The organism is Sphingomonas faeni (genome assembly GCF_030817315.1).
Taxonomy (GTDB): domain Bacteria; phylum Pseudomonadota; class Alphaproteobacteria; order Sphingomonadales; family Sphingomonadaceae; genus Sphingomonas; species Sphingomonas faeni_C.
The window spans coordinates 3,515,019-3,540,393 of sequence record NZ_JAUSZF010000001.1 but is presented as its reverse complement, the minus strand read 5'-3'; the positions used below and the strand labels follow the sequence as shown (position 1 = coordinate 3,540,393).

Here is a 25,375-nt window from a genome sequence, read left to right as displayed (position 1 = left end):
AAGAGCCGAGGACCGAGCGTGACACCAAGGCCCCGTGTAGGACATCGAAAACTGGCGGGCCTTGGCGACGGTGTTTTTGGTGGGTTTACGCCCACTTGCGGACGTTGGCAGCAGCAGTATCGGCACTGCCACGGGATCTTGCCGAGGTCCTGATCCTGCGGCAATAGGCGGGCCGATCGGCGGCCCTTGTTCGGGGTTGCAGCGACGATCAGGGGCGGTGCCGTATCGCCTACAGCGTCGACGATCCGTGAGTATGATCCGTGCAACGACGACTTTTATCGGCCTCGTTCGGCGCAATCTTCGCGATCCTCCCCGCAGAAGGCGCGCAGGCGCAGACGGTGCAGGAATTGCAGGCGCAGATCGATGAACTGAAGGCGACGATCGCCGAGATGAAAGCCGCGCAAAAGGGTAAGGCGTCGCCCGGCCCCGCGCCGACGCCGCCCGCGAGTGTGGCCGTCGCAGCGGCGCCGACGACCGCGCCGGCCGCACCGACCGCGCCGGCCGCACCGCGTGCGGAACAACCGACGGTCGCGATTGCTGCCGTCGAGAAACCCGCCAAACAGCAATGGTACGACCGCATCGCCATTCGCGGCTATACGCAATTGCGCTTCAACGAGATCATCAGCGGCGACCGCCGCGCGCCGGACGGAATCTCGCGGTTGCGCTCGGTCGGGGACGGCGGGATCGGCGACGATACCAACTTAACCTTCCGCCGAATTCGCCTGATCCTGCAGGGCGATCTGAGCGACCGCGTCTCCTTCTACTTCCAGCCTGACTTCGCAAACAGCGTCGCCAATCAGTCGGGCGGTGAACGCCGGGAAGGGTTTGTCCAGCTCCGCGACGCGTACGTCGATACCTTCCTCGACCGCGACAAGCGGTTCCGGCTGCGCTTCGGTCAGTCGAAGGTGCCGTTCGGGTGGGAGAACATGCAATCCTCGTCCAACCGCCTGACGCTCGATCGCAGCGACGGCATCAATAGTGCGGTGCCGGGGGAGCGTGATATCGGCGTGATCGCCTATTACACCCCACGCCAGGTCGAACGCATCTGGCAGAGGCTGGAGGAGGACGGGCAGAAGCTGTTCGGCAATTACGGCGCGTTCGGCGTTGGCGTCTTCAACGGGCAAGGCATCAACCGGACCGAAACCAACGACGGCGTGATGACGGTCGCGATGGCTACCTGGCCGTTCGCGCTCGACGGGCTGGGCGGGGCGTTCGACGGGCAGGTGCTCGAACTGGGCGGTGCCCTGTTGCGCAATGGCGTACAGCCTGAAATCCGCAGCGGCGGGACGAGCGACACCGTCTACCGCGAGGAACGCGGCGGGATCCATGCGGTGCTCTACCCGCAACCGTTGGGCTTCCAGGCGGAATGGAACTGGGGGCGTGGTCCCGAATTTGACGTGTCCCGCCAGGCGATCCGCTCTCTTCCGCTGAACGGCGGCTACGTCCAGACGATGGCACGAGTGCGGCGCTCGCCGGTCGGGCCGTTCATGCCCTATGCGCGCTGGCAATATTACCGCGGCGGCTGGAAGGCACTGACCAACGCGCCCCGGCTCGAGACCGACGAGATCGAATTGGGGATTGAGTTCCAGCCGAACCCCGCGCTCGAGCTGACGCTTGCCTATGCCCATATGCAGCGGCGCGAAGGCGACGAACGGCTGGCGGGGCGTGCCGAAGGCGACGTGATCCGTACGCAATTGCAGTGGAATTACTGAGCCGGGGAGGCGCCGTGCGCCGCACCTGGAGCGGGGTGGTTACCTTCCGTTCACTTGACCGCGCGCAACGGCATTCGACACGGTCTATCGCAGGCTGCGGCCCACTTGAGCCAAGGTTAGACGGCGTGACGCCATTGAGTTTGAGCATCTTTTTCTCACTTGCTGCTTGAAAGCGGGCCGGCCGCTATCAACCCGAAGCGGTCCTTTGGCCCCTGCCCGCGACCTGAACGAACTGCTGTTTACGGTGATCGCTACTCGAAAGCGGACCGGCCGCTTTCCTCTCCCAACCCGGTCATTCCGCTCACCGCTTATTCCTCGTGCGAAGTCCACAGCGTGGCGGCACCCGCGAGCAGCAGCGCCAGCGCGACTGCGATCCACAGCGCCTTCAGATCCAGGATGGGGAACACTGCGGCGCCCGCGGTCGCTCCCGCGATCAACCCCAGCCACAGGAGGAGATAGGGCACCCAGGCAAAGCGGGGACCGCCGGCGAGAGCGGCCGTGAGGTGCTGGCCGATCTTGACGAGCGTGCCGGTCATGTAGGTGACCCCCACGCTGACCTCGCCGTCGCGCTGGAACACCGCGTTCGCCGCTCCCATCGCCACCGCCATCAGCAGCGGCGCCAGGACGAGGTCGCCATCGTGCGTCGCCGTCGCAGAGGCGATCGCCAGCGCGACCAGTACGAACGCCAGTACCGCCTGCTTCCGCCGTCGTCCCGCGAGCCGCCCGACGGTTTCGCCTGCGATGACCCCGCCGACGAACGCCGCGATCAGGGCACCCGCGAACAGGCTGCCCGGCACGACGCCGGTGAGCCCCGCCGCGAGACGCGTCGAATTGCCGCTCATGAACGATACGAACAGGCCGCCGAGCTTCAGAAACCCCAGCGCATCGACGAATCCCGCCAGCGCGGCGAGCCCGATTGCCAGCAGACGCTGGCGTTTTTCATAACGGCGCATGGCCCATCATAGGCTTGGCGGACTGAAATGGGAGGTGGCGTTTCGTCGGTGTATTGGGCGACGGGTTCCGACTGCATTGCGCGCCCTTCCGGACTGCAAGAACGCGGTTTATCCTGTGGCGATGCAGGACATCAGAAACATCGTCGTTCTTACCGGGGCCGGGATTTCGGCGGAGAGCGGGATTGCGACGTTTCGGGGGCCGGGCGGTCTTTGGGAGGGGCACCGGGTCGAGGATGTCTGCACGCCCGAGGCACTCGCGGCGGATCCTGCGTTGGTGCACCGGTTTTACGATCTGCGGCGGGCGGCTTTGGCGGGGGTGGAGCCCAATCCGGCGCACCGGGCGCTGGCGCGGCTGGATGCGGCCTGGGAGGGCGAGTTGCTGATCGTTACCCAGAATGTCGACGACCTGCATGAGCGCGCGGGGGCGATGCGGATGCTGCATATGCATGGGGAGTTGTTGTCAGCGCTGTGTGCTGTTTGTGGAGCGCACGAGGCTTGGACGGGGGCTTTGCCCGAGGGTTCGGCGTGTGGCGCTTGCGGTGCGGCGACGCTTCGGCCCGACATCGTGTTTTTTGGGGAGATGCCGTACCAGATGGAGCGGATCGAGGCGGCGTTGGCGAAGGCCGATCTGTTCGTGTCGATCGGGACTTCGGGCGCGGTGTATCCGGCGGCGGGGTTCGTGCAGACCGCGGCGTATCATGGCGCGCGGACGCTGGAGTTGAATCTGGAGCCTTCGATGGGGAGCGTGTTCTTTGGGGAGACGCGGATCGGGGCGGCTGGGGTGCTGGTGCCGGTTTGGGTGGAAGAGGTTTTGTCTTCCACCCCGGCGGAGCCCGGGGGCCAAGTGGGACGGCCTGAGTAACGGAGCGCAGTCCGCTATTAAAACCGTTCCCCAATTGGGCCCCGGCCTTCGCCGGGGTGGTGGTGCGTGAGGTGAGCGTGGGTTGCGGTTTACTGCGGACAGCAAGCTTGTTCCCCCGCGAAGGCGGGAGCCCAGGCTGGGCCCCCGCCTTCGCGGGGGAACAAGTTGTTACGGGAAATGGATTGTGGGTCAATCGACCCAGTCGAGGCCGAGGTCGCGGTAGATTTCGCGGTCTTCGTCCCAGCCGGGTTTTACCTTTACGTGCAGGTACAGGTGGACGGGCTTGCCGGTGATCGAGGCGAGTTCGATGCGGGCTCGCGCGCCGATTTCCTTGATCCGGACGCCGCCCTTGCCCAGCACGATCGCGCGCTGCGTCGGCCGCTCGACGAGGATCTGCTGGTGGATCTCGAGGCTACCGTCCTGGCGCTCGATATACTGCTCGGTCTCGATCGTGCTCGCATACGGAAGTTCGGCGTGGAGCTGGAGATAGAGCTGCTCGCGCGTGACCTCGGACGCCAGTGCGCGCTCGGTCGAGTCGGAGACTTGGTCCTCGGGGTAGTGCCACGGGCCTTTGGGCATCGCCTTGGCGAGCTGCGTCTTGAAGTGCGCGAGGCCGTCGCCGGTGCCGGCGCTGATGAAGAACGTCTCGGCGAAGGGGAGCAGCGCGTTCAGTTTCTCGGCGTGGATCAGCAGCTTGGTCTTGTCGGCGAGGTCGACCTTGTTGAGGATCAGCCAGATCGGCTCGGTGCGACCGACCAGCGATTCGACGATCGTGGTGACCTTGCCGCCGATGCCGCCCTTGGCGTCGACCACCAGCGCGATGATGTCGGAGCCCTCCGCGCCACCCCAGGCGGCGGCGACCATCGCGCGGTCGAAGCGGCGCTTGGGCTCGAAGATGCCGGGGGTGTCGACGAGCAGAATCTGCGTGTCGCCTTCGATCGCGACGCCCATCAGCTTGGCGCGGGTGGTCTGCGCCTTGGGGCTGACGATCGCGACCTTCTGGCCGACGAGCGCGTTGACGAGCGTCGACTTGCCCGCGTTGGGGGCGCCGACGATCGCGACTAGGCCGCAATGCTTGGTATCGGGCTTGGTATTCGTTTCAGTCACATATGCTCTTTTCGAACTGGTGTTGCTTGCGGCTGTATAGAAAAAACGGCCGGCCGTCATCGTCGCGAGAAGGCAGTTTGGTTTACGCGAAGGCGCAAAGGCGCGAAGATGGGGTTCGGAAGGGCCTTAATCATGCGCCGCCGAATATCTCGGAGCCGTTTGGGGCGAAACCTGATTACCTGAGCGCAACAGCTTCGCGCCTTTGCGCCTTTGCGTGAACAAAACTTCTTTCTAGCCTAGCTTCTCCAGCAACGCCTTAGCCGCTGCGGTTTCGGCTTCCTGTTTGCTGGAGCCTGTCGCGGTGGCTTCGGCGAGTTTCCCGACTGACACCAGCATCGTGAATTTTGGGGCGTGGCCGGGGCCGGTGCGTTCGACGATGGTGTATTCGGGGGGCTTGCGGTTGTGGGCGGCGGCCCATTCCTGGAGGGCGGATTTGGGGTGTTGTGGGGCTTTTGCGCCGGCTTGGACGCGGTAGCCCCATGCGCCGCGGACGAAGGTGCGGGCGGCGTCGAGGCCGGCTTCCTGGTACCACGCGCCGATCAGTGCCTCCATCACGTCGCCGAGGACGTTGTCGCTGTCGCTGGCGCCGTCGTCGCGGGCTTGCTTACCGAGTTTGAGATGCGGGCGGACGCCGAGTTCGCGGGCGACGTCGGCGCAGACCGGGCCGGTGACCAGCGCGTTGAGGCGTTTCGACAGCGAGCCCTCGGGGTCTGTGGCGAACAGTTCGTACAGCCACTCGGCGATGATCAGGCCGAGGACGCGGTCGCCGAGAAACTCGAGCCGCTCGTAGTTCGCTGCAGCCTGGCTGCCGTGCGTCAGCGCGCGCTCATAGGGGGCGAGGTTGGTGGGTACGCGGCCGAAGAGCGTCTTCAGCCAGCCGGCGAGGTCGCTCAAAAGCCTTCCCCGATGCGGCTCCACCGCGCGGCACTGACCCAGGTCCAGGGCTTCAACCATTCGGCGTTGCCGTCGGTCGAGAAGAAGTTGACGACCGCCTTGCCCTCGACGTTCTCCAGCGGGACGTAGCCCATGCCGTTCGGTGCGGGGAACCGGCTGTCGCCGCTGTCGTCGCGGTTGTCGCCCATCACGAAGATGTGGCCGGCAGGAATCGTGTAGAGCCCGGTGTCGTCGCGGTCGGGGAGTTGAGCCTGATCTAGGACCTCGTAGCTGCGGCCATTGGGCAGCGCTTCGCGGAAGCGGGGGTAGCGACAGATTTGCACGTTCGCGATGACGTCGACGAACGGCGCGCCGCATTTCTCGGCGTTGAAATTAGCGGTGAGCGGGATCGTGAAGTCGGCGATGCGCTGCTTCGGGATCGCCTTGCCGTTGAGGTAGACGGTGCCCTGGCGCATCTGGATCGTCTCGCCGGGGAGGCCGATCACGCGCTTGATGACGTCGTGGTCCAGCACTTCGGGCGCGCGGAAGACGACGACGTCGCCGCGCGTCGGCGTGCTGCCGAAGATGCGGCCGGGGATCAGCGGTATGCCGGCGGGGAGCGACCAGCGGGAGTAGCCGTAGTTCCACTTCGAGACGAACAGATAGTCGCCGATCAGCAGCCGCGGGAGCATCGATTCGGACGGGATGCTGAACGGCGCGAAGATGAAGCTGCGCAGGATCAGCACGACCAGCGCGAGCTTCAGCAGGAAGCGGAAGGTCTCGCTGGTTTCCGAACGTACGGGTTTGGTCTTCACGTCATTTGCCATGCTCGCGGGTTTGCGCAGACCGCGCGTGTCGTCAAGCGTATGCGGGATACCTGTCACCGAAAGAGCGTTGTCGCGGTCTCGCGCTTGCAGCATGACCGGCGCGCACGTCTATTCGGAGAAGTAGCATGACCGCCGACTGGTCCAAGATCGAAGCCCTGCCCGCCACCAAGCTGACCGACCTGTTCGCGCAGGATTCGGAGCGCCTCTCGAAGCTGAGCCTCGACGTTGCTGGCATCCATTTCGACTGGTCGAAGACGCACCTGACGACGGATGCGATCGCGGCGTTCGAGGAGATGGCGCAGGCGCAGGATCTCGCGGGCAAGCGCCAGGCGATGTTCAGCGGCGAGATCGTCAACGTCACCGAGGGTCGCGCGGTCGAGCACACCGCCGAGCGCGGCGAGGGCAAGCCCGAGAGCGTCGCGATCGCGCAGGCGAGCCACGCGCGGATGCGAACGCTGATCGACGCGATCGAGGCGGACGCGCTGGGTCCGGTCCGGCATATCCTGCATGTCGGGATCGGCGGGTCGGCGCTGGGGCCGCAATTGCTGGTCGACGCGCTGGGGCGTGACGACAAGCGCTACGACGTCGGGATCGTCGCCAATGTCGACGGCGTCGCCCTGGAGGACATGTTCGCGAAGTTCGATCCGGCAGCCACGTTGCTGGTGGTCGCGTCGAAGACGTTCACCACGACCGAGACGCTGATGAACGCCGAAAGCGTGCTGCAGTGGATGACCGAGCATAATGTCGAGGATCCGTATGGCCGCGTGATCGCGCTGACCGCGGCGCCGGAGAAGGCGATGGAATGGGGCGTCGACGAGACGCGCATCCTGCCGTTCGCGGAGAGCGTCGGCGGGCGGTATTCGCTATGGTCGACGATCGGATTCCCGGCGGCGATCGGGCTGGGCTGGGACAAGTTCGAGGAGCTGCTGGAGGGTGCCGCGGAGATGGACCGCCATTTCCGGCTTTCGGCGCTGCACGAGAACGCGCCGGCGCTCGCCGCGTTCGCCGACCTGTATTATACGCAGGTCCGCGGGGCAGAGACGCGCGCGACGTTCGCCTATGACGAGCGGTTGCGGTTGCTGCCGAGCTATCTCCAGCAGCTGGAGATGGAGTCGAACGGCAAGTCGGTGACCGCGGACGGCGAGCCGCTCGGGCGGCCGTCCGCGGCGATCACCTGGGGCGGGGTCGGCACCGAGGCGCAGCATGCGGTGTTCCAGTTGCTCCATCAGGGCACGCATCTGGTGCCGGTCGAGTTCGTCGCGGCGATCGAGCCGGGCGACACGCTGCCCGACGAGCATCACCGCGCGCTGTTGCTCAACGCGTTCGCTCAGGGGGCGGCGTTGATGGCGGGCAAGCAGGTCGAGGATCCGGCGCGGAGCTATTCAGGCGACCGGCCGTCTTCGACGTTGCTGCTGGATGATCTGGATGCGCGGACTTTGGGGGCGCTGATCGCGTTTTATGAGCACCGGGTGTTCGTGAATGGCGTGCTGCTGGGAATCAATTCGTTCGACCAGTTCGGGGTCGAGCTGGGGAAGGAAATGGCGAAGGCTGCGGAGAAGGGCGGGCAGACGTTCGATCCTTCGACGGACGATCTGATCAAGCGCGCGTTTGGGTGAGAGTTGGGAGGCTGCCCTCCCCTCACCACCTAAATCTTGCTCCCCCGCGGAGGCGGGGGCCCAGGATACCATCCACAGCGATTGTGATCCTGGGCTCCCGCCTTCGCGGGAGAACAAGCGAAGGTGGCGCGTTCAATCGTGATGACCGTCCTTCTTGCCGTCGCACTCGCCGCTTCCCCTACCCTCGCGCAGATGAAATGGGAGCGGCGCGTGCTGATTGTAGCCGCCGTCTCCGGCGAAAACGTGGCGCTTGCCGAGCAGCGCCGCATCCTCGCCAAATGGAAGGCAAACAGCGACGACCGCGACCTCACCGTTGTCGAAGTGATCGGCGACCGGGTCCAAGGCGCCGGTGACACCGCTGCAACGATCCGCCGTAAATACCGTCTCCCCGTCACGTTCACCGCGATCCTGATCGGCAAGGACGGTGGCGAGAAATTGCGGAGCAGCAAGCCCTTCCCCGCCGCCGTGCTGGAGCAGACGATCGACGCGATGCCGATGCGCAGGGCCGGCCAGCGATAGACCCGGCCGATCAGCGTGATCGCCGCGCCGGGGTTGTGGCGTCGCGCGCCCTGCCCCAGATGGCATGCAAAGCCGCTCCCAAGCGGCGCGTGACCTGCAAGGACTGCCTGTGACCGATACCCAATTCGACTATGACCTCTTCGTCATCGGCGCAGGCTCGGGCGGGACGCGAGCGTCGCGCGTCGCCGCGGCTCATGGCGCGCGCGTCGCAGTGGCCGAGGAATACCGGGTCGGGGGCACCTGCGTCATCCGCGGCTGCGTGCCGAAGAAACTGCTGATCTACGGCGCGCATTTCGCCGAGGATCTGAAGGACGCCAAGCGCTTCGGCTGGCAGGTGCCCGACGACTGCGCGTTCAGCTGGCCGACGTTGCGCGACAACGTCATGGAGGAGGTCGACCGGATCAACGGCGCCTACACCACCACGCTCCAGAACAATCACGTCGACATCATCCACCAGCGCGCGGTCGTCTCCGGTCCCAACGAAGTCACGCTCGCCGACGGCAGCGTGAAGACGGCCGCGAAGATCCTGATCGCGGTCGGCGCGCATCCGCTGACCCCCGAGTTCCCCGGCTCGGAACACGGCATCACTTCGAACGAGGTCTTCCATCTCGACGACGTGCCGAAGCGCGTGCTGATTGCGGGCGCGGGCTATATCGCCAACGAGTTCGCCGGGATCTTCCACCAGTTCGGGGCGCACGTCACGCTGGTCAACCGGACCGACGTTATCCTGCGCGGCTACGACGAGTCGATCCGCGACCGCCTGCTCCAGATCTCGATGAGCAAGGGCATCGACTTCCGCTTCAACGCCGCGTTCGAGAGCATCGAGAAGGATTCGAACGGGTGTCTCACCGTCCGCATGAGCGGGCACGAGCCGATCACCGTCGACCTCGTGATGTTCGCGACCGGGCGCCTGCCGAACACCAAGGGCCTCGGGCTCGAAACCGCGGGCGTCGAAATGGACGCGGCGGGCGCGGTGATCGTCGATGAGGACAACAAGTCGAGCTGCGACTCGATCTTCGCAGTCGGCGACGTCACCAACCGGATCCAGCTGACCCCGGTCGCGATCCGCGAGGGGCAGGCGTTCGCCGACACGTTCTTCGGCGGCAAGTCGACGCGCGTCGATTACGCCAACGTCCCCGCCGCCGTGTTCAGCCACCCACCGATGGCCGGTGTCGGCATGACCGAGTCGCAGGCCAAGCAGGCGCTGGGATCGGTGAAGGTGTACACGTCCGACTTCCGGCCGATGAAGAACGTGCTGGCGGGGCGCAACGAACGCTCGCTGTACAAGATGATCTGCGACGGCGAGACCGACCGGGTCGTCGGCATCCACATGATCGGGCCCGACTGCCCCGAGATCTTGCAATCCGCCGCGGTGGCCGTGAAAGCCGGGCTGACCAAGGCCGACTTCGACGCGACCGTCGCACTGCACCCGACGATGGCGGAAGAGCTTGTCTTGATGAAGTAAGGCGGTGTTTTCGCCTGAAACAACGATCCTTCCTGACAATAATACTGCCGAAATGACGTCAGCGCCGCCGCGAACACATCCCGTTCGTAAGGGCCGGAACCGAAATACTGCCGACGCCATTCTGCATCGCGTCGGCAGTCGTTCAGGCCGTTGCTGTCGAATGAGACACGGGAAACATGGATTGTGGCGATAATGACACGGACTGTCGCCGAATCGGTCACTTGCTTGGACAAGCCATTGGCAGGCGTCGGAAACCGGGCGTAGAGCCTCCCTCCCGGCAGCCATGCAAACATGCGTGCTGCCCAACCGACTCCATCAGGAGCGGTTAATGGAGAGGTCCAGGGCATGGGGTCGCGACCGTCGCGAGCATTACGATCGGGCGCTGCCATGGCTTTGGGCAGAACCGCCACGATCGTGCCCAAGCCATTTGCCGATCCCGCGATCAAACGCAGGGGACTATTCGACATGAAGACCATGATGGTCGCGGCGCTGCGCGCTGCGCTGGTGACGACGACGATCCTCGGATCGGCTGCGGCTCTCACGACGGCCGCGACCGCCCAGACGACGATCGCCTCGATCCGCGGGCAGGTCCGCGATGCGGCGGGCGCGGCAGTGGCAGGCGCGACCGTGGTGGCGGTGAACGGGGGGACCAACCAGAGCTTCCGCACGGTGACGGCAGCGAACGGGAGTTACATCCTCAACGGGCTGCGGCCGGCGCAGTACACGATCACCGTCACGGGCACGAACGGGGACGTCTCGGTACAGCGCATCATCGTCTCGATCGGCCAGTCCGCGACGCTCGATGCGACGCTTGCTCCCGCGGCTGCGGCGCCGGCCCCCAACGGCGACGCGACCGCCCCCACAACTGGCGCCGTGACAGGTGATGCGACACCGGCCACCGGCGATGGCCAGGAGATCGTCGTCACCGGCGGGCGACTGGTCGAGACCAGGACCAGCGAAGTCGCGACCAACGTCAGCCAGCAGCAGATCCGTAACCTGCCGCAGACCGATCGGAATTTCCTGTCGTTCGCAGCGCTGGCGCCGGGCGTGAAGTATAACGACAGCGAAACCAACAAGGGGTTCCAGTCGGGTGCATCGACCGCCAGCCAGGTGAACGTGTTCATCGACGGCGTCAGCCTGAAGAACAAGCTGCGCGAGGGCGGTGTCGCGGGCCAGCAGAACAGCCGCGGCAATCCGTTCGGCCAGCTCGCAGTACAGGAGTTCCGCGTCCTGACGCAGAACTACAAGGCCGAGTACGAGCAGGCCGGCGCCGCGATCATTACCGCCGTCACCAAGTCGGGCACCAACGAATTCCACGGCGAGGTCTTTGGCCAATATACGGACAAGAGTCTCAGCGCGAAATCGTACCTCGACAAGGTCAACAACCGCGCCGAACCCGCCTTCGAGCGCAAGCAATACGGCGTGTCGCTCGGCGGCCCGATCATCAAGGACAAGCTGTTCTTCTTCGCGACGTACGAGGGCAACGACCAGGACCGTGCGTTCAACGTCGACAGTACCGGATCGACCGCGGCGGTCGCCGATTTCGAAGCCAATTCGGGGCGCCGCCTGAGCGACTTCGAGGGTGCGTTCGTCAGCCCGTTCCGCGGCGATTTCTACTTCGGCAAGCTGACCCTCACGCCCGACAGCAACCAGGTGATGGACCTGTCGTTCAGCCGCCGCCAGGAAACGGACATCCAGAATTTCGGCGGCAACGTCTCGTACGAAAACGCCGAGAACAAGATCAACGTGGTCGACACGTATCTGTACAAATGGACCTATACCGGCAGCAACTTCATCAACGAGTTCAACGCCAATTATCTGAGCTACACGTTCAATCCAACGTCGCTCAACCCCGACCTGCCGACCTACGACTATGACGGCGTGATCATCTTCGGCGGCAAGGATTCGACCCGTCGCGAGGTCCAGCAGGGCTACACGTTGCGCGACGACGTCACCTACACCGGCCTTCAGAATCATTCGTTCAAGGCGGGCGCCCGCGTCGAGATCACCGATATCGAGTTCGACAACCAGTCGTTCATCCAGCCGCGCTACACCTACCGCCGCGAGCCGCAGAACGGGCTGACCTTCGCGTCGCCGGCCGAAGCACGACTGGGACTCGGCAGCGGCAAGATCCTCGCCTCGAACACCCAGGTCGGCCTTTATCTGCAGGACGACTGGGACGTGACGAGCAAGCTCCAGCTCAACGTCGGCGTACGCTGGGATTACGAGACGAACGGCTTCAACAACGAATATCGCACGCCGGCCAACGCCGCGGCCGCGCTGCGCGCGCTGCCCCGGACGGCCTATTTCGACCCTGAGAACTACATCACCGACGGGAGCAATCGCAGCCCGTTCGCCGGCGCGATCGCGCCCCGGTTCGGCTTCTCGTATGACGTGAAAGACGACCAGTCGACGGTCATCTTCGGCGGGATCGGGCGCTATTACGATCGCAATAATTTTAACAACACGGTCGACGAACTCAGTCGCACGATCAATCCGATCGGCGTGTTCCGCTTTTCGCCGACCGGTACGCCGCGTGAGGGCCTGCCGACCGTCCAGTGGGATCCCGCTTATCTGACGCGCGACGGTCTGCTGCAGCTCGCCGCGACCTCGACGCAAGGGCTGCCGGAGCTGTTCGCCGTGAAGAACGACGCCCGCCCACCGGTCAACGACCAGGCGAGCATCGGCATCCGCCAGAAGGTCGGCATCTTCCAGGCCGCGTTGACCGCCTCCTACATCCGCGGGCGCAACGGCTATACCAACATCTTCGCGACGCGGACCCTGAACGGGCTCGGCGGCTGCTGCGACACCGCGCCGCTGCAACCGTTCGGTTATGCGAACGCGATCGTCGGCCTCGACGGACTCGATACGCGGTACAAGGCGATCTATTTCACGCTCGACAAGAATTACACCAAGTCGTCGGGCTGGGGCCTGAACGTCGCCTATACCTTCTCGAAGGGTGAGCAGAACGGCGGCGACCTGTTCAGCCTCGATGCGATCACGCCGGACGATTATGGCTGGCGCCCGCGAACCGGCGACGAACGTCACCGGGTTGTGATCTCGGGCATGGTCGACCTGCCGCTCGGCTTCCAGTTCTCGATGCTCAACACGCTGGGTAGCGGCCAGGCGTTCCAGGTCACCGATGCGACCAACGGCGCGGATTCGGGCTTCAATCGGTTCACCGCGCGTTACCCCAGGAAGAACTGCATCAAGGGCGTGTTCGCCTATTGCGAGGTCAATCTGACGCTCGCCAAGCGCTTCAGCGTGCTCGGCAAGGAAGATCAGTTCGAGGCTGCGGTCGACCTGCTCAACGCGTTCAACAACAAGAACTTCGAGGGATTCGACGCGTCGTTCAACGACACGATCGACCCCGCCACTGGCCAGGCAACCGATCCGCTCGAGCCTGCCCGGATCGGCACGAGCACGCTAACCCTCCCGCGTCGCATCCAGTTCAGGGTGGGTTATAGGTTCTGATGCATTTATGGGGGCGGCCGTTCTGGCCGCCCCGCCAGCCTTCCATGGTCAATGGCGGTGACCCTCGACCAGGAGTTCGGATGCTCGATCGACGGCAGTTTCTCGGCACCGGGGCGATCTCGCTCGGGGGACTTACCGCGGGATGCACATCGGTCGGGCGGCCGCTGATGGAGGCGATCGAAAGCGTTACCCGCACGCCGCCGCCCGAACCGCCGCCATCCGCCAACCCGCTGATCGACAATCTGCAGGAGCGTGCGTTCCTGTACTTCTGGGACACGACCGACCCGGTCACTGGGCTCGCCCTCGATCGGTGGCCGACGCCGTCCTTCTCTTCGATCGCCGCGGTCGGGTTCGCGCTGACCGCGTATCCGATTGGCGTCGTCAACGGCTGGGTCACACGCGAGCAGGCGCGCAAGCGGACTCTGGCAACGCTGGAGTTCTTCGCGATCGCACCGATGGGCCCCGAGCCGACCGGCAAAAGCGGATACAAGGGATTCTTCTACCACTTCCTCGGCATCACCAAGGGCCAGCGGTTCGCGCGCGCGGAACTGTCGACGATCGATACCGCGCTGCTGCTCGGCGGGATGCTGTTCGCGCAGAGCTGGTTCGATGGCGACCATCCTGAGGAACAACGGATCCGTGCCCTGGCGGACCAGATATACGGCGCGGTGGACTGGACGTGGATCACGCCGCGTGCGCCGTTCCTGTCGATGGGCTGGCATCCCGAAAGCGGCTTCATCCCAAGCGACTGGAATATCTACAACGAGGGGATGCTGATGTATCTGCTTGCGCTGGGGTCGCCCACACATCCGCTGCCGCCGTCGACCTGGGGTGCGCTAACTGAAAAGTTCGAGCCGTCGTGGCGCGGCGATCATCTCCATTACCCACCGATGTTCGTGCATCAATACAGTCATGTCTGGGTCGATTTCCGTGGCATTCGCGACGCCTATATCGCGACCAAAGACATGGATTATTTCGAGAACAGCAAGCGGGCGACGATCGCTCAGCGCGACTATGCGATCGCGAACGCAAGTGGATTCGCCGGCTATGGCCCCGACGTCTGGGGCCTGACCGCGTGCGACGGGCCGGGCGATTTCAAGGCGGCGATCGGCGGGCGGCCGCGCGAGTTCTTCAGCTACTCCGAACGGGGCCCCGGCGCGCGCGACGACGGGACGCTGGCGCCGACCGCCGCGGTCGGATCGATCGTGTTCGCGCCGGATCTCGTCGTCCCCGCGATCACTGCGATGCACGATCGTTATGGCAAGGGGATTTATGGCAAATACGGCTTCTTCGATGCGTTCAACCCGACGCTGACCGAGGTGCGCGAGCCGCTGAAGCATGGCCGGATCGTACCCGGTGTTGGCTGGGTCGACGTCGATTATCTCGGCATCGACCAGGGACCGATCGTCGCGATGATCGAGAATTGGCGGACCGGCATGGTGTGGAACACGATGCGGCGAAACCCGCATATCCGCCGTGGGCTGGACCGCGCGGGATTTACCGGTGGCTGGCTGGCGCGGGTGCCCTAAGGCCTTTCCCCGACGCTGTGGACCGTATAGATCTCACGCATACCCGATCCTCGAAAGGTTCCAGCATGCGTGAAGCCGCCATCGTCTCGACTGCCCGTACCGCCATCGGCAAAGCATATCGAGGCGCGTTCAATGCGACCGAGGCGCCGGTGCTGGCGGGCCACGTGATGAACGCGGTGGTCGAGCGTGCGGGGATCGACCCGGCGCGGATCGACGAGGTGTTCTGGGGCGTCGGCAACCAATGGGGCACGCAAGGGGGGAACGCGGGGCGGATGGCGATCTTCGCCGGCGGGCTGCCGGAGTCGGTGCCGGCATTCACGCTCGATCGGAAATGCGGATCGGGGCTGACCGCGGTGGCGCTCGCGGCGCGTACGATCATCTGCGACGAGGCCGACGTGGCGCTGGCGGGCGGGATGGAGTCGATCAGCTACACCGTGACCAAGGACGCACCGCGCTTCGTCAATGCGAGCGTCGTGGCGAAGGAGCCGACGGCGTATATCCCGATGATCGAGACCGCGGAGATCGTCGCGGAGAAATACGGCATCAGCCGCGAAGCGCAGGACGAATATGCCGCGATGAGCCAGCAGCGTGCTGCCGCTGGCCTCGCAAGCGGGGCGTTTGCCGAGGAGATCGTGCCGATCACCGTCGAGAAGGCGTTGTTCGACAAGCAGGGCGCACACGCGGGGATCGCGAGTGTCACTTTGTCGCAGGACGAGGGTATCCGGGCGGGCACCACGCTGGAGGGTTTGTGCGGGCTGACGACGGTATGGCCGGGCGGTGAATTCTCCGGGCCCGGGTCTAGCGTGACGGCGGGCAATGCGAGCCAGTTGTCGGACGGGGCTTCGGCGCAGTTGCTGATGGACCGCCGGACTGCGGAGGCCGAGGGGAAGGACATTCTCGGCATCTATCGCGGGTTCCAGGCGGCAGGGTGCGGCCCGGCGGAGATGGGGATCGGGCCGGTGTTCGCGATCCCGAAGCTGTTGGAACGCGTTGGGTTGTCGGTGGGCGATATCGGGCTTTGGGAGCTGAACGAGGCGTTCGCGTCGCAGTGTTTGTATTGCCGGGATTTCCTCGGGATCGATCCGGAAAAGTATAACGTCAACGGCGGCGCGATCGCGGTCGGGCACCCGTTCGGGATGACTGGGTCGAGGCTGGTTGGGCATGCGTTGATTGAGGGGCGCAAGCGCGGCGTGCGCTATGTTGTCGTGTCGATGTGCACGGCTGGGGGCATGGGTGCGGCGGGGCTGTTCGAGATCGTTTGATGTTGAACCCGACGCAGGCGTGCCCTCACCCTTCCCACAGCCAAGACGCCGTGGGCCCCTTCCCTCTCCCCGACGGGAGAGGGAGATGTTGCCGGGACATTCGTGGCGGCGCAGGTTCGTGGCTTCTCGGATAGGGGTGTGGGGCTATGACAACGGCATTGATCACCGGCGCGTCAGCGGGGTTAGGCGAAGGCTTTGCCAGAGCGCTGGCGGCTCAGGGCAACGCGCTGATCCTGACCGCGCGTCGGGTCGATCGGCTCGAGGCACTGGCGGCCGAACTGCGGGCGGCGCACGGCGTCACGGTGCATGTCTTTGCCGCCGATCTTGCGGATCAGGATGGTCCGGCTGCGCTCGTTGATACCATTGCGACCGCGGCGTTGCCGATCGACGTGCTGATCAACAATGCCGGGTTTGGTGCGCGGGGCGATTTCGCGGAGCTGGATAGCGCACTGCAACTGGGCATGATTGACCTCAATTGTCGGGCGCTGGTGGCGCTGACGCACGCTGTGTTGCCGCAGATGATCGCGCGCGGGTCTGGCGGGATCCTCAACCTCGCTTCGGTCGCGTCGTTCCAGCCGGGGCCGTGGATGGCGGTCTATTATGCGAGCAAGGCGTTCGTGCTGAGCTTTTCCGAGGCGCTGCACGAGGAGGTGAAGGGCAAGGGCGTGCGGGTCGCGGCGCTGTGTCCCGGCCCCACGCGGACCGAGTTCGCGGATGTTGCGGGGCTGGGCGATACCGCGCTGTTCCAGCGATTGGCGAGCGACCCGGCGGCGGTGGTGCGCGACGGGTTGGCGGCGCTGGCGGTGAACCGCGCTGTGAAGGTGTCGGGTGCGCTTAACTTTGCAATGGCCGAGGGCATACGGTTTACCCCGCGGAGTCTTGCGCGGCGGATCGCGGGGTCTTTGCAGAAAACGCGGGGGTGAGGTGGACCTAAACGCTGGTCCCGCTTGCCGCCCCCTCCGTCAGGGTTTGCCTGCCACCTCCCCCTCGCGGGGGAGGATTGTTTGGGCGCTTCACCTCTGAAACGGAGCGCGCTCGACGGCTAGCGGCCTAGCATTCCGGTTACGGTGATGTGGCCGCCGCGATCGATGATATTCCCGTCGACCATGCCACTGATAAGGACGGTCGCGCCCGGCTCGACGATCAGCGTACCGTCGATCATCCCAGCGATCTCGGCGGTGGCGCCGGGCCGGGACGATCGCGGTACCGTTGAGCATCCCCTCAAAACGACCTTCGATCGTCAGGTCGCCGTGGTGAATGCCCTTCATGCTCGTTCAGTCCGCGAAGAGAAGGACGGGCGTTTCGAGGTACTTCTTCAAGCCCTGGACGAAGCTTGCCGCATCCCAGCCGTCGACGACGCGGTGGTCGCAACTGATCGACAGGTTCATCAGCTTGGCGCGGACCACTTCGTCGCCCTTGAAGACCGGGCGTTCGACGATCTTGTTGGGGCCGATGATCGCGACTTCGGGACGGTTTATGACCGGGGTCGTAGCGATGCCGCCGAGCGGGCCGAGCGAGGTTACGGTGATCGTCCCGCCGCCCATTTCGCTTGGGGCGAGCTTGCCGGCGCGGGCGGCTTCGGCGAGGCGCGTGATCTCGGTTGCGAGTTGCCAGACGTTGCGGTCCTGTGCGTCGCGGATCACGGGGACGGTGAGCCCCGCGTCGGTCTGGGCGGCCATGCCGAGGTGGATGGCGCCGTGGCGCGTGACCACGCCGGCTTCATCATCGTAGCGCGCGTTGAGCATCGGGAAGTCGGGGATGGTCTTGCAGATCGCAACGATCATCAGCGGGAGCATCGTCAGCTTGGGACGGCCGCCGCGGTTGGCGTTGAGGTCGGCGCGCATCGCTTCGAGCGCGGTGACGTCGATCTCGTCGACATAGGTGAAGTGCGGGATCGCGCGCTTGGATGCGGCCATGTTCTCGGCGATGCGACGACGCATGCCTACGACCTTGATGGGCTGGTCTTCGCGGGCGCGGCTGGCGCGCGGGGGGTGGTAGCCCTCGCCCGAGCCGTAGCGGAGATAGGCGTCGAGGTCTGCGTGGCGGACTCGGTCTGAGTCGGTTTTGACCGAGGCTAGGTCGATGCCGAGGTCAAGGGCGCGGGCGCGGACTGCGGGGGATGCGAGGGCGTGCGGCTTCTGCTCGGTCTCAGCCGCAGCGAGGGCGTGCGCCTTCTGCTCCCTCTCCCCTGCGGGGAGAGGGCTGGGGTGAGGGGTTGTTCCGGGCGCAGCACTGCTTGGCTGCCCCTCACCCCGACCCTCTCCCCGGAGGGGAGAGGGAGTTGCTTCCATCACCTCTTCGACGCCCGGGTTTTCGGCTTCGTATTGTTCGGCGGTTTCGACCTGGGCCGAGGTCAGCGGCGCGGCGACGACTTCGTCCGCGGCGTCAACCGCATCCGTCTCGATCACCACCAGCGCGGCGCCGATCGACACCTGGTCGCCGACTTCGCCCGCGAGTTCGACGACGACGCCCGTCACCGGCGACTCCATCTCGACGGTGGCCTTGTCGGTCATCATGTCGGCGATCGGCGAATCCTCCTCGACGCGGTCGCCGATGGCGACGTGCCACGCGACGATCTCGGCTTCGGAGATGCCTTCGCCGATGTCCGGCAGCTTGAAGGTGAAGCGGGCCATTATGCGTCCTTCATGATCTTTTTCAGGGCTTCGCCGATGCGGACGGGCCCTGGGAAATACGCCCATTCGAGGCTGTGCGGGTACGGCGTGTCGAACCCGGTCACACGCTCGATCGGCGCCTCGAGATGGTAGAAACAGCGTTCCTGGACGATCGCCGATAGCTCGGCGCCGAAGCCGCTGGTGCGAGTCGCCTCGTGGACGATCATGCAGCGGCCGGTCTTCTTCACCGACGCCTCGATCGTCTCGATGTCGAGCGGGACGAGCGTGCGCAGGTCGACGATCTCGGCGTCGATGCCTGCCTCGGCAACCACGGCCGTGCAGACGTGCACCATCGTGCCGTAGGCGAGGATCGTCAGCGCTTCGCCCGCCCGGACGATCTTCGCCTTGCCGAGCTCGATCTTGTAATAGCCGGTCGGGACTTCGCCGGCGGGGTGCTTCGACCAGTTCTGCGACGGGCGATCCCAATAGCCGTCGAACGGGCCGTTGTAGATGCGCTTGGGTTCGAAGAAGAGCGTCGGATCATTGTCCTCAATCGCGGCGATCAGCAGGCCCTTGGCGTCGTAGGGCGTCGACGGGATGACCGTCTTGATCCCCGACATGTGGGTGAAAAGCCCCTCCGGGCTTTGGCTGTGCGTCTGGCCGCCGAAGATGCCGCCGCCGAACGGCGAGCGCACCGTGATCGGCGAGGTGAACTCGCCAGCGGAGCGGTATCGGAGTCGCGCGGCTTCGGATACGAGCTGGTCGAGCGCGGGGTAGATATAGTCGGCGAACTGGATCTCGGGGACCGGGCGCAGGCCGTACGCGCCCATGCCGACCGCGACGCCGATGATCCCACATTCGGTGATCGGGGTGTCGAACACGCGGGTCTTGCCGTGCTTGGCCTGGAGGCCGGCGGTCGCGCGGAAGACGCCGCCGAAATAGCCGACGTCCTCGCCCATGACGATGACGTCGGGGTCGCGCTCCATCATGATGTCCATGGCGGAATTGATCGCCTGGATCATGTTCATCCGCGCGGTGGGTTCTGCGCCCGCTGCTTCGGACCCGGGTGCCTCGATCATGTCGCTCATGCCTTGATATCCCAGGGGCGGCCGCTCGCGGATTCCTCGTCGAGCATCTGCTGGCGTTGCTCCTTCAGATGCCAGGGCATTTCCTCGAAGACGCCGTCGAACAGCGATTCGAGCGGCTGGTGGAGGCCGTGACCGAGGATGCCGTTCTTCTCAGCTTCCTTCTGCGCGGCCTTCACCTGCTCGGCGAGTTCCTTGTCCTGTGCCGCGTGGCGCTCCTCGTCCCATTCGCCGATCGCGATCAAATGGTCCTTCAGGCGCTTGATCGGATCGCCGAGCGGCCACGCATTGGGCTCGCCTTCGCTGCGATACTGGCCGGGATCGTCGGAGGTAGAATGGCCTTCCGCGCGGTAGGTGAAGTGCTCGATCAGCGTCGGGCCCTGGTTGGTGCGGGCGCGTTCGGCCGCCCACTCCGTTGCGGCGTAGACCGCCAGCGCGTCGTTGCCGTCGACTCGCAAGCCAGCGATGCCGTAGCCTACCGCGCGCGCCGCGAACGTCGTCGCCTCAGCACCCGCGAACCCGGAGAAGCTCGAGATCGCCCACTGGTTGTTGACGATGTTGAAGATCACCGGCGCGCGGTAAACCGTCGCGAAGGTCAGCGCCGAGTGGAAGTCGCCCTCCGCGGTCGAGCCTTCGCCGCACCACGTCGCGGCGATCCGCGTGTCGCCCTTGGCGGCGGACGCCATCGCCCAGCCGACCGCCTGCGGGTACTGCGTCGTGAGGTTGCCCGAGATCGAGAAGAACCCGGCTTCCTTGACCGAATACATGATCGGCAGCTGCTTGCCGCCGAGCCGGTCCGCCGTGTTCGAGTAGATCTGGTTCATCATGTCGACGAGGCTCCAGCCCCGCGCGATCAGCAGGCCCTGCTGGCGGTACGAGGGGAAGCACATGTCCTCGTAATCGAGCGCATAGGCCGCCGCGACCGCGACCGCCTCCTCGCCGAGCGCCTTCATGTAGAAGCTGGTCTTGCCCTGCCGCTGCGCGCGGAACATGCGCTCGTCGAACGCACGGAGCAGCGCCATGCTGCGCAGCATGCGGCGCAGCACGTCGGGCGACAATTTCGGATCCCAAGGGCCGACCGCGTTGCCGTCGTCGTCGAGCACGCGGACCAAGGTGTAGGCGAGATCGATGAAGTCGGACGCCTTGTCCGCGGTATCGGGGCGGCGTGCTTCACCTGCGGGGGGCACGTCGACTTCGGCAAAGTCCACCGCGTCGCCGGGGCGGAACTTTGGCTCGGGGATATGCAGCGTGAGCGGCTGCAAATTGGCGCGCGGATGCTCGCTTGCCATCGTCATTCCATCTCCATGAGGCCGCTGTGATCGCGGAACACTCTTACCGAGGCTTGTTATTAAATTTCAACGGCGATTGCGAGGGGATTTTCGGGCGGGCCGGTTTTCAGCCTAAGTCAGATACCTGCATCAACTGCTCCGCCACATCCTGTTCTCCCGCGAAGGCGGGAACCCAGTCTGGGCCCCGCCTTCGCGAGTGCACCTACTCGACGGTCTGCTCAATTACGCCGAAGATCGGATGGCGCTTGTCGTCCTCGGCCCAGATGCGGACGGTGTCGCCCTTCTTAAGGAACGGCGTGACCGGTTTGCCACCCTGGATGGTCTCGATCGTGCGCACTTCGGCGAGACAGGAATAGCCGACACCGCCCTCGGCGACGGACTTGCCCGGGCCGCCGTCGGGGCCGCGGTTGGAGACGGTGCCCGAGCCGACGATCGTGCCCGCGCCGAGCTTGCGCGTTTTTGCGGCATGCGCGACCAGCGTGCCGAAATCGAACGTCATGTCCTCGCCCGCCTCGGCGCGACCGAGCGGCTGGCCATTGAGATCGACCATCAGCTTGCGGTGCAGTTTGCCGTCCTTCCACCAGTCGCCAAGCGCGTCGGGCGTGACGAAAACCGGCGAGAACGCACTTGCCGGTTTCGACTGGAAGAAGCCGAACCCCTTGCCGAGCTCACCGGGGATCAGGTTGCGGAGCGAGACATCGTTGGTCAGCCCGACCAGCAGGATCGCCGCCAGCGCCTCGTCGCGACTCGCGCCGAGCGGTACGTCGCCGGTCACGACGACTACCTCGCCCTCCATGTCGCACCCCCAGGCCTCGTCGGCGAGCGGGATCGGATCGCGGGGTCCCAGGAACCCGTCCGAACCGCCCTGATACATCAGCGGATCGTGCCAGAAGCTGTCGGGCATTTCCGCTGCCCGCGCCTGCCGCACGAGCGCAACATGATTCACGTACGCAGAGCCGTCCGCCCACTGATACGCACGGGGTAGCGGCGACTCGGCGTCATGCTCGTGGAAGCGCCGCATCGGGATCATCTCGTGCTCGAGATCGGTCGACAGGTTCTTCAGGTCGATCGAAAGCCGGTCCCAGTCGTCGAGCGCGGCCTGAAGAGTCGGCGCGATATGGCTTGCATCGGCATACCAGGCCAGGTCGTTGGAGACGACGACGAGCCTGCCGTCTCGCCCTTGGGTCGCATTGCCACGCGTAGCGTCGGGATGCTTCAGGCTGGCCAGTTTCATGGGCGGATCCTCTCTATGGTTGCTCGCATCCTACGCCCGTGACGGAGTTCAAGTCGAGCATCCACCGTTCGGCAAACCTGATTTTGGTAAGAGCGGAGCCAATGTCGACCTGATAGGTTCGAACTCACGAAGCGATCGAGGAAGGTGAGCATGCCCAGATACTTCTTCGATATCGACAACCATAAACACGTCGACGACGACGAAGGCACGAACCTCACGGATGACGAGGATGCCCGCGTCCAGGCAGTCATCTTCGCGGGCGATTACCTCAGCGATCACCCGGCGATCGCGCGCGGCGGTACACGGTTCAGCGTTGCGGTGCGGGACGAAGGGGGCAGCGTTCTGCTGACGGTCATGGTGACTATCGACGAACCCGGTGACGAACTCAGCTAGCCGGCCCCGTTGTTCGCCGCATTCCGAGGACAGCGTGCATGATTGTCATAACATGGGTTTTGTCGCCTCGGTCAATCCTGGGATAAGGTGCAGATTGTTGCAACGCGCTATCCCAGAGAGGGTGACAGCGAGAAACGAGTGCTCCTGCACTGGATGCGGAGAGTGCACGTGGATATCTCCATCGTGACTGAACAGGTTATACGGAAGTTCGAGTCGCGGACGGCGATGAGTGCGGATAGCCGTGCCCAGATCGCCGCGTTGCCGTTCAAGGTACGGACGATCGATGCGTCGACCTATATGCTGCGCGAAGGTCAACGCCCGACGCGGTGCGCGTTCATTGTCGAAGGGCTTGCCTATCGGCAAAAACTCACGCCGAATGGCGAGCGCGAGATCGTGTCGATCCTGATGCCCGGCGCGTTCGTCGATCTGCAGAACCTGTTCCTCGACGAATCCGATCACGACATCCAGGCGCTGACCCGGCTAACGCTCGCCGAGGTGCCGATCGCGGCTCTTCGTCAGTTCATCGAGGCTTGCCCGGCCGCGGGCCAGGCCCTGTGGGTCGATGCGCTGGTAGAAGCGTCGATCCACCGCGAATGGCTGCTCAATGTCGGGCGGCGCAACGCGCGCAGTCGGCTGGCGCATCTGCTGTGCGAATTCTCGGTCCGGCTGAAGCAATCGACGCCGGGCGACGCGATGGCGTACGAGTTGCCGATGACGCAGGAGCAACTCGGCGATGCACTCGGCTTGACGCCGGTGCACGTCAACCGCGTGCTAAAGTCGCTTGAGACCGACGGGCTGATCGCGCGCAAGAAACGACAGGTCAGCGTCATCGACTGGGCTGGTCTGCGCGATGCCGCCGAGTTCAACGAGCGCTATCTACACCTCGGTCAAACCCGAGCCTGATCTCCGTTCCGGCTTCGCACAGTGCGCGAGGTTGACTTTTCGACGTCGATACACGAGATAGCGGCCATCGAGGTGTCATGCAGCGTGATCGGACCTGAATAAGGTCCAAGCTCCGCCTCGGTCGTTTCCAACGGGCTTCCCTTTTCACGCGGGGTGTCAAAACACCACCGCCCCTCGCGCGTCCTTGTGTGGATTCGCGAGCCCGGCATCTATTGAGAGACTATTCATGTCATTTGCAAACCTCGGCCTTGCCGAGCCGCTCGTCCGTGCGCTCGAAGCCAAGGGCTATACCGAGCCGACGCCGATCCAGGCGCAGTCGATCCCGATCCTGCTCGAGGGCGGCGATCTGCTCGGCATCGCGCAGACCGGCACCGGCAAGACCGCGGCATTCGTGCTGCCGTCGATCCAGCGGCTGACCGAAAACCAGAAGCGCGTCCTGCCGACGCATTGCCGTATGCTGGTGCTCGCGCCGACGCGCGAACTTGCCAGCCAGATCGCCGACAGCGCCCGCGCCTATGGTCAGTTCAGCAAGATGTCGGTGACGACCGTCTTCGGCGGCACCAGCATCAACAAGAACCGCCAGGACATGAGCCGCGGCGTCGACATCCTGGTCGCCACGCCGGGCCGCCTGATCGACCTGATTGAGCAGGGCTTCGTGAACCTGTCGATGATCGAGATCCTCGTGCTCGACGAAGCCGACCAGATGATGGACCTCGGCTTCATCCACGCGCTGAAGAAGATCGTCCGCATGCTGCCGAAGAAGCGCCAGACGCTGTTCTTCTCGGCGACGATGCCGGTCGCGATCCGTGAGCTGGCGTCGCAGTTCCTGCTCGATCCGAAGACGGTGTCGGTAAAGCCCGCTGCGACGACCGCCGAGCGCGTCGACCAGTATGTCACCTTCTGCAACCAGTCGGAGAAGCAGGCGCTGCTGACGATCACGCTGGCCGATCCGGCGATCGACCGCGCGCTCGTGTTCACGCGCACCAAGCATGGCGCCGACCGCGTCGTGAAGCTGCTCGCGGGCAACGGCATCGCCTCGAACGCGATCCACGGCAACAAGAGCCAGGGCCAGCGCGAGCGGGCATTGGGCGAGTTCAAGCAGGGCAAGGTCAAGGTCCTGATCGCGACCGACATCGCCGCGCGCGGCATCGACGTCTCAGGCGTCAGCCACGTCATCAACTTCGAGCTGCCGAACGTCGCCGAGCAGTATGTCCACCGCATCGGCCGTACCGCGCGGGCTGGCGCGAGCGGCATCGCCGTCGCGTTCTGCGCGGATGATGAGAAGGCGTACCTGCGCGACATCGAGCGGATCACCCGCCAGAAGGTCCAAGTCCGCTCGCTGCCGGAAGATTTCGTGAACCTGTCGAACCAGATCAAGCAGACGCGGGTCAAGACAATGGGCGCCGATCCCGAGGTTCGGATCGATCGTCCGCGCGATCCGGCACGTCCGCGTGCGACGCATTCGCCGAGGGCGACCGGGTCGACCGGCCGCAACTATGCGGGCGCCAGCCGTGGTGGCCAGGGTGGCGGCGGCGGCCAAGGTGGCGGCGGTCGTCCGCAGGGCGGTGGTCGTCCCGGTGGGCAAGGCGGCGGTCGTCCGGCTGGCGGCGGCGGCCGGGGTCCTGCGCGTGGCGCGGGTTCGGGCCCGGCACGCTAAACG

At 65.1% G+C, this 25,375-nt stretch carries 20 protein-coding genes; 12 read left to right on the top strand and 8 right to left on the bottom strand.

Features of this window, described 5'->3' with window-relative positions:
• The first annotated feature begins 260 nt into the window (after positions 1-260).
• Positions 261-1,712 (top strand): porin, encoded by a 1,452-nt coding sequence (locus QFZ54_RS16410; protein WP_307088866.1) that lies wholly within the window; start codon positions 261-263, stop codon positions 1,710-1,712.
• A gap of 308 nt (positions 1,713-2,020) precedes the next feature.
• On the opposite strand, the gene QFZ54_RS16405 is transcribed toward QFZ54_RS16410, so the two are convergent.
• A complete protein-coding gene (locus QFZ54_RS16405; protein WP_307088864.1) occupies positions 2,021-2,665 on the bottom strand; it encodes a YoaK family protein in 645 nt (214 codons plus the stop codon).
• Between the two features lie 121 nt (positions 2,666-2,786).
• Between QFZ54_RS16405 and QFZ54_RS16400 the strand changes: the two genes are divergently transcribed.
• The gene (locus tag QFZ54_RS16400) at positions 2,787-3,527 is read left to right on the top strand and encodes an NAD-dependent deacylase (RefSeq protein WP_307088862.1); all 741 of its coding nucleotides are present in this window, start codon (positions 2,787-2,789) and stop codon (positions 3,525-3,527) included.
• Positions 3,528-3,716: 189 nt separating this feature from the next.
• Here QFZ54_RS16400 and era read toward each other — a convergent pair whose 3' ends face one another.
• The 3 genes from era to lepB all read right to left on the bottom strand — a co-directional run bounded on the left by era (position 3,717) and on the right by lepB (position 6,334).
• A complete protein-coding gene (era, locus tag QFZ54_RS16395; protein ID WP_307088861.1) occupies positions 3,717-4,634 on the bottom strand; it encodes a GTPase Era in 918 nt (305 codons plus the stop codon).
• 231 nt (positions 4,635-4,865) lie between these two features.
• The gene (gene rnc, locus QFZ54_RS16390) at positions 4,866-5,528 is read right to left on the bottom strand and encodes a ribonuclease III (RefSeq protein ID WP_307088859.1); all 663 of its coding nucleotides are present in this window, start codon (positions 5,526-5,528) and stop codon (positions 4,866-4,868) included.
• Positions 5,525-6,334, bottom strand: a complete 810-nt coding sequence (gene lepB / locus QFZ54_RS16385; protein WP_307089511.1) for a signal peptidase I — start codon at positions 6,332-6,334, stop codon at positions 5,525-5,527. The genes rnc and lepB overlap by 4 nt, the downstream gene beginning before the upstream one ends.
• A gap of 125 nt (positions 6,335-6,459) precedes the next feature.
• Between lepB and pgi the strand changes: the two genes are divergently transcribed.
• The 7 genes from pgi to QFZ54_RS16350 all read left to right on the top strand — a co-directional run bounded on the left by pgi (position 6,460) and on the right by QFZ54_RS16350 (position 17,122).
• Positions 6,460-7,950 carry a glucose-6-phosphate isomerase gene (gene pgi / locus QFZ54_RS16380; RefSeq protein ID WP_307088857.1) on the top strand — a complete coding sequence of 497 codons (1,491 nt, stop codon included), beginning with the start codon at positions 6,460-6,462 and terminating at the stop codon, positions 7,948-7,950.
• 123 nt (positions 7,951-8,073) lie between these two features.
• Positions 8,074-8,469 (top strand): DUF4174 domain-containing protein, encoded by a 396-nt coding sequence (locus QFZ54_RS16375; RefSeq protein WP_307088855.1) that lies wholly within the window; start codon positions 8,074-8,076, stop codon positions 8,467-8,469.
• Between the two features lie 109 nt (positions 8,470-8,578).
• A complete protein-coding gene (gene gorA / locus QFZ54_RS16370; protein WP_307088853.1) occupies positions 8,579-9,934 on the top strand; it encodes a glutathione-disulfide reductase in 1,356 nt (451 codons plus the stop codon).
• A 387-nt stretch (positions 9,935-10,321) separates the two neighbouring features.
• Positions 10,322-13,408, top strand: a complete 3,087-nt coding sequence (locus QFZ54_RS16365; RefSeq protein WP_307088852.1) for a TonB-dependent receptor — start codon at positions 10,322-10,324, stop codon at positions 13,406-13,408.
• Between the two features lie 80 nt (positions 13,409-13,488).
• Positions 13,489-14,937 carry a glucoamylase family protein gene (locus QFZ54_RS16360; protein ID WP_307088850.1) on the top strand — a complete coding sequence of 483 codons (1,449 nt, stop codon included), beginning with the start codon at positions 13,489-13,491 and terminating at the stop codon, positions 14,935-14,937.
• A 65-nt stretch (positions 14,938-15,002) separates the two neighbouring features.
• Positions 15,003-16,199, top strand: coding sequence for a thiolase family protein (locus tag QFZ54_RS16355; protein WP_307088848.1), 1,197 nt, complete (start codon positions 15,003-15,005; stop codon positions 16,197-16,199).
• Between the two features lie 146 nt (positions 16,200-16,345).
• Positions 16,346-17,122 carry an SDR family NAD(P)-dependent oxidoreductase gene (locus QFZ54_RS16350; protein ID WP_307088846.1) on the top strand — a complete coding sequence of 259 codons (777 nt, stop codon included), beginning with the start codon at positions 16,346-16,348 and terminating at the stop codon, positions 17,120-17,122.
• A 351-nt stretch (positions 17,123-17,473) separates the two neighbouring features.
• Here QFZ54_RS16350 and QFZ54_RS16345 read toward each other — a convergent pair whose 3' ends face one another.
• The 4 genes from QFZ54_RS16345 to QFZ54_RS16330 form a co-directional block, all read right to left on the bottom strand.
• Positions 17,474-18,832, bottom strand: coding sequence for a dihydrolipoamide acetyltransferase family protein (locus tag QFZ54_RS16345; RefSeq protein ID WP_307088844.1), 1,359 nt, complete (start codon positions 18,830-18,832; stop codon positions 17,474-17,476).
• Entirely contained in the window at positions 18,832-19,839 is a 1,008-nt protein-coding gene (locus tag QFZ54_RS16340; protein WP_253072416.1) for an alpha-ketoacid dehydrogenase subunit beta, read from the bottom strand. The genes QFZ54_RS16345 and QFZ54_RS16340 overlap by 1 nt, the downstream gene beginning before the upstream one ends.
• A 56-nt stretch (positions 19,840-19,895) precedes the next feature.
• On the bottom strand, positions 19,896-21,185 hold the full coding sequence (locus QFZ54_RS16335; RefSeq protein WP_307089508.1) for a thiamine pyrophosphate-dependent enzyme: 1,290 nt from the start codon (positions 21,183-21,185) through the stop codon (positions 19,896-19,898).
• A gap of 202 nt (positions 21,186-21,387) precedes the next feature.
• On the bottom strand, positions 21,388-22,419 hold the full coding sequence (locus QFZ54_RS16330) for a fumarylacetoacetate hydrolase family protein (protein ID WP_307088842.1): 1,032 nt from the start codon (positions 22,417-22,419) through the stop codon (positions 21,388-21,390).
• Positions 22,420-22,569: 150 nt separating this feature from the next.
• On the opposite strand from QFZ54_RS16330, the gene QFZ54_RS16325 reads away from it, so the two are divergent.
• From QFZ54_RS16325 to QFZ54_RS16315, 3 genes are all read left to right on the top strand, one after another.
• The gene (locus QFZ54_RS16325; protein ID WP_307088840.1) at positions 22,570-22,812 is read left to right on the top strand and encodes a DUF6894 family protein; all 243 of its coding nucleotides are present in this window, start codon (positions 22,570-22,572) and stop codon (positions 22,810-22,812) included.
• A 168-nt stretch (positions 22,813-22,980) separates the two neighbouring features.
• Positions 22,981-23,715 (top strand): Crp/Fnr family transcriptional regulator, encoded by a 735-nt coding sequence (locus QFZ54_RS16320; protein WP_307088838.1) that lies wholly within the window; start codon positions 22,981-22,983, stop codon positions 23,713-23,715.
• Positions 23,716-23,941: 226 nt separating this feature from the next.
• On the top strand, positions 23,942-25,372 hold the full coding sequence (locus QFZ54_RS16315; protein ID WP_307088836.1) for a DEAD/DEAH box helicase: 1,431 nt from the start codon (positions 23,942-23,944) through the stop codon (positions 25,370-25,372).
• Positions 25,373-25,375 lie beyond the last annotated feature (3 nt).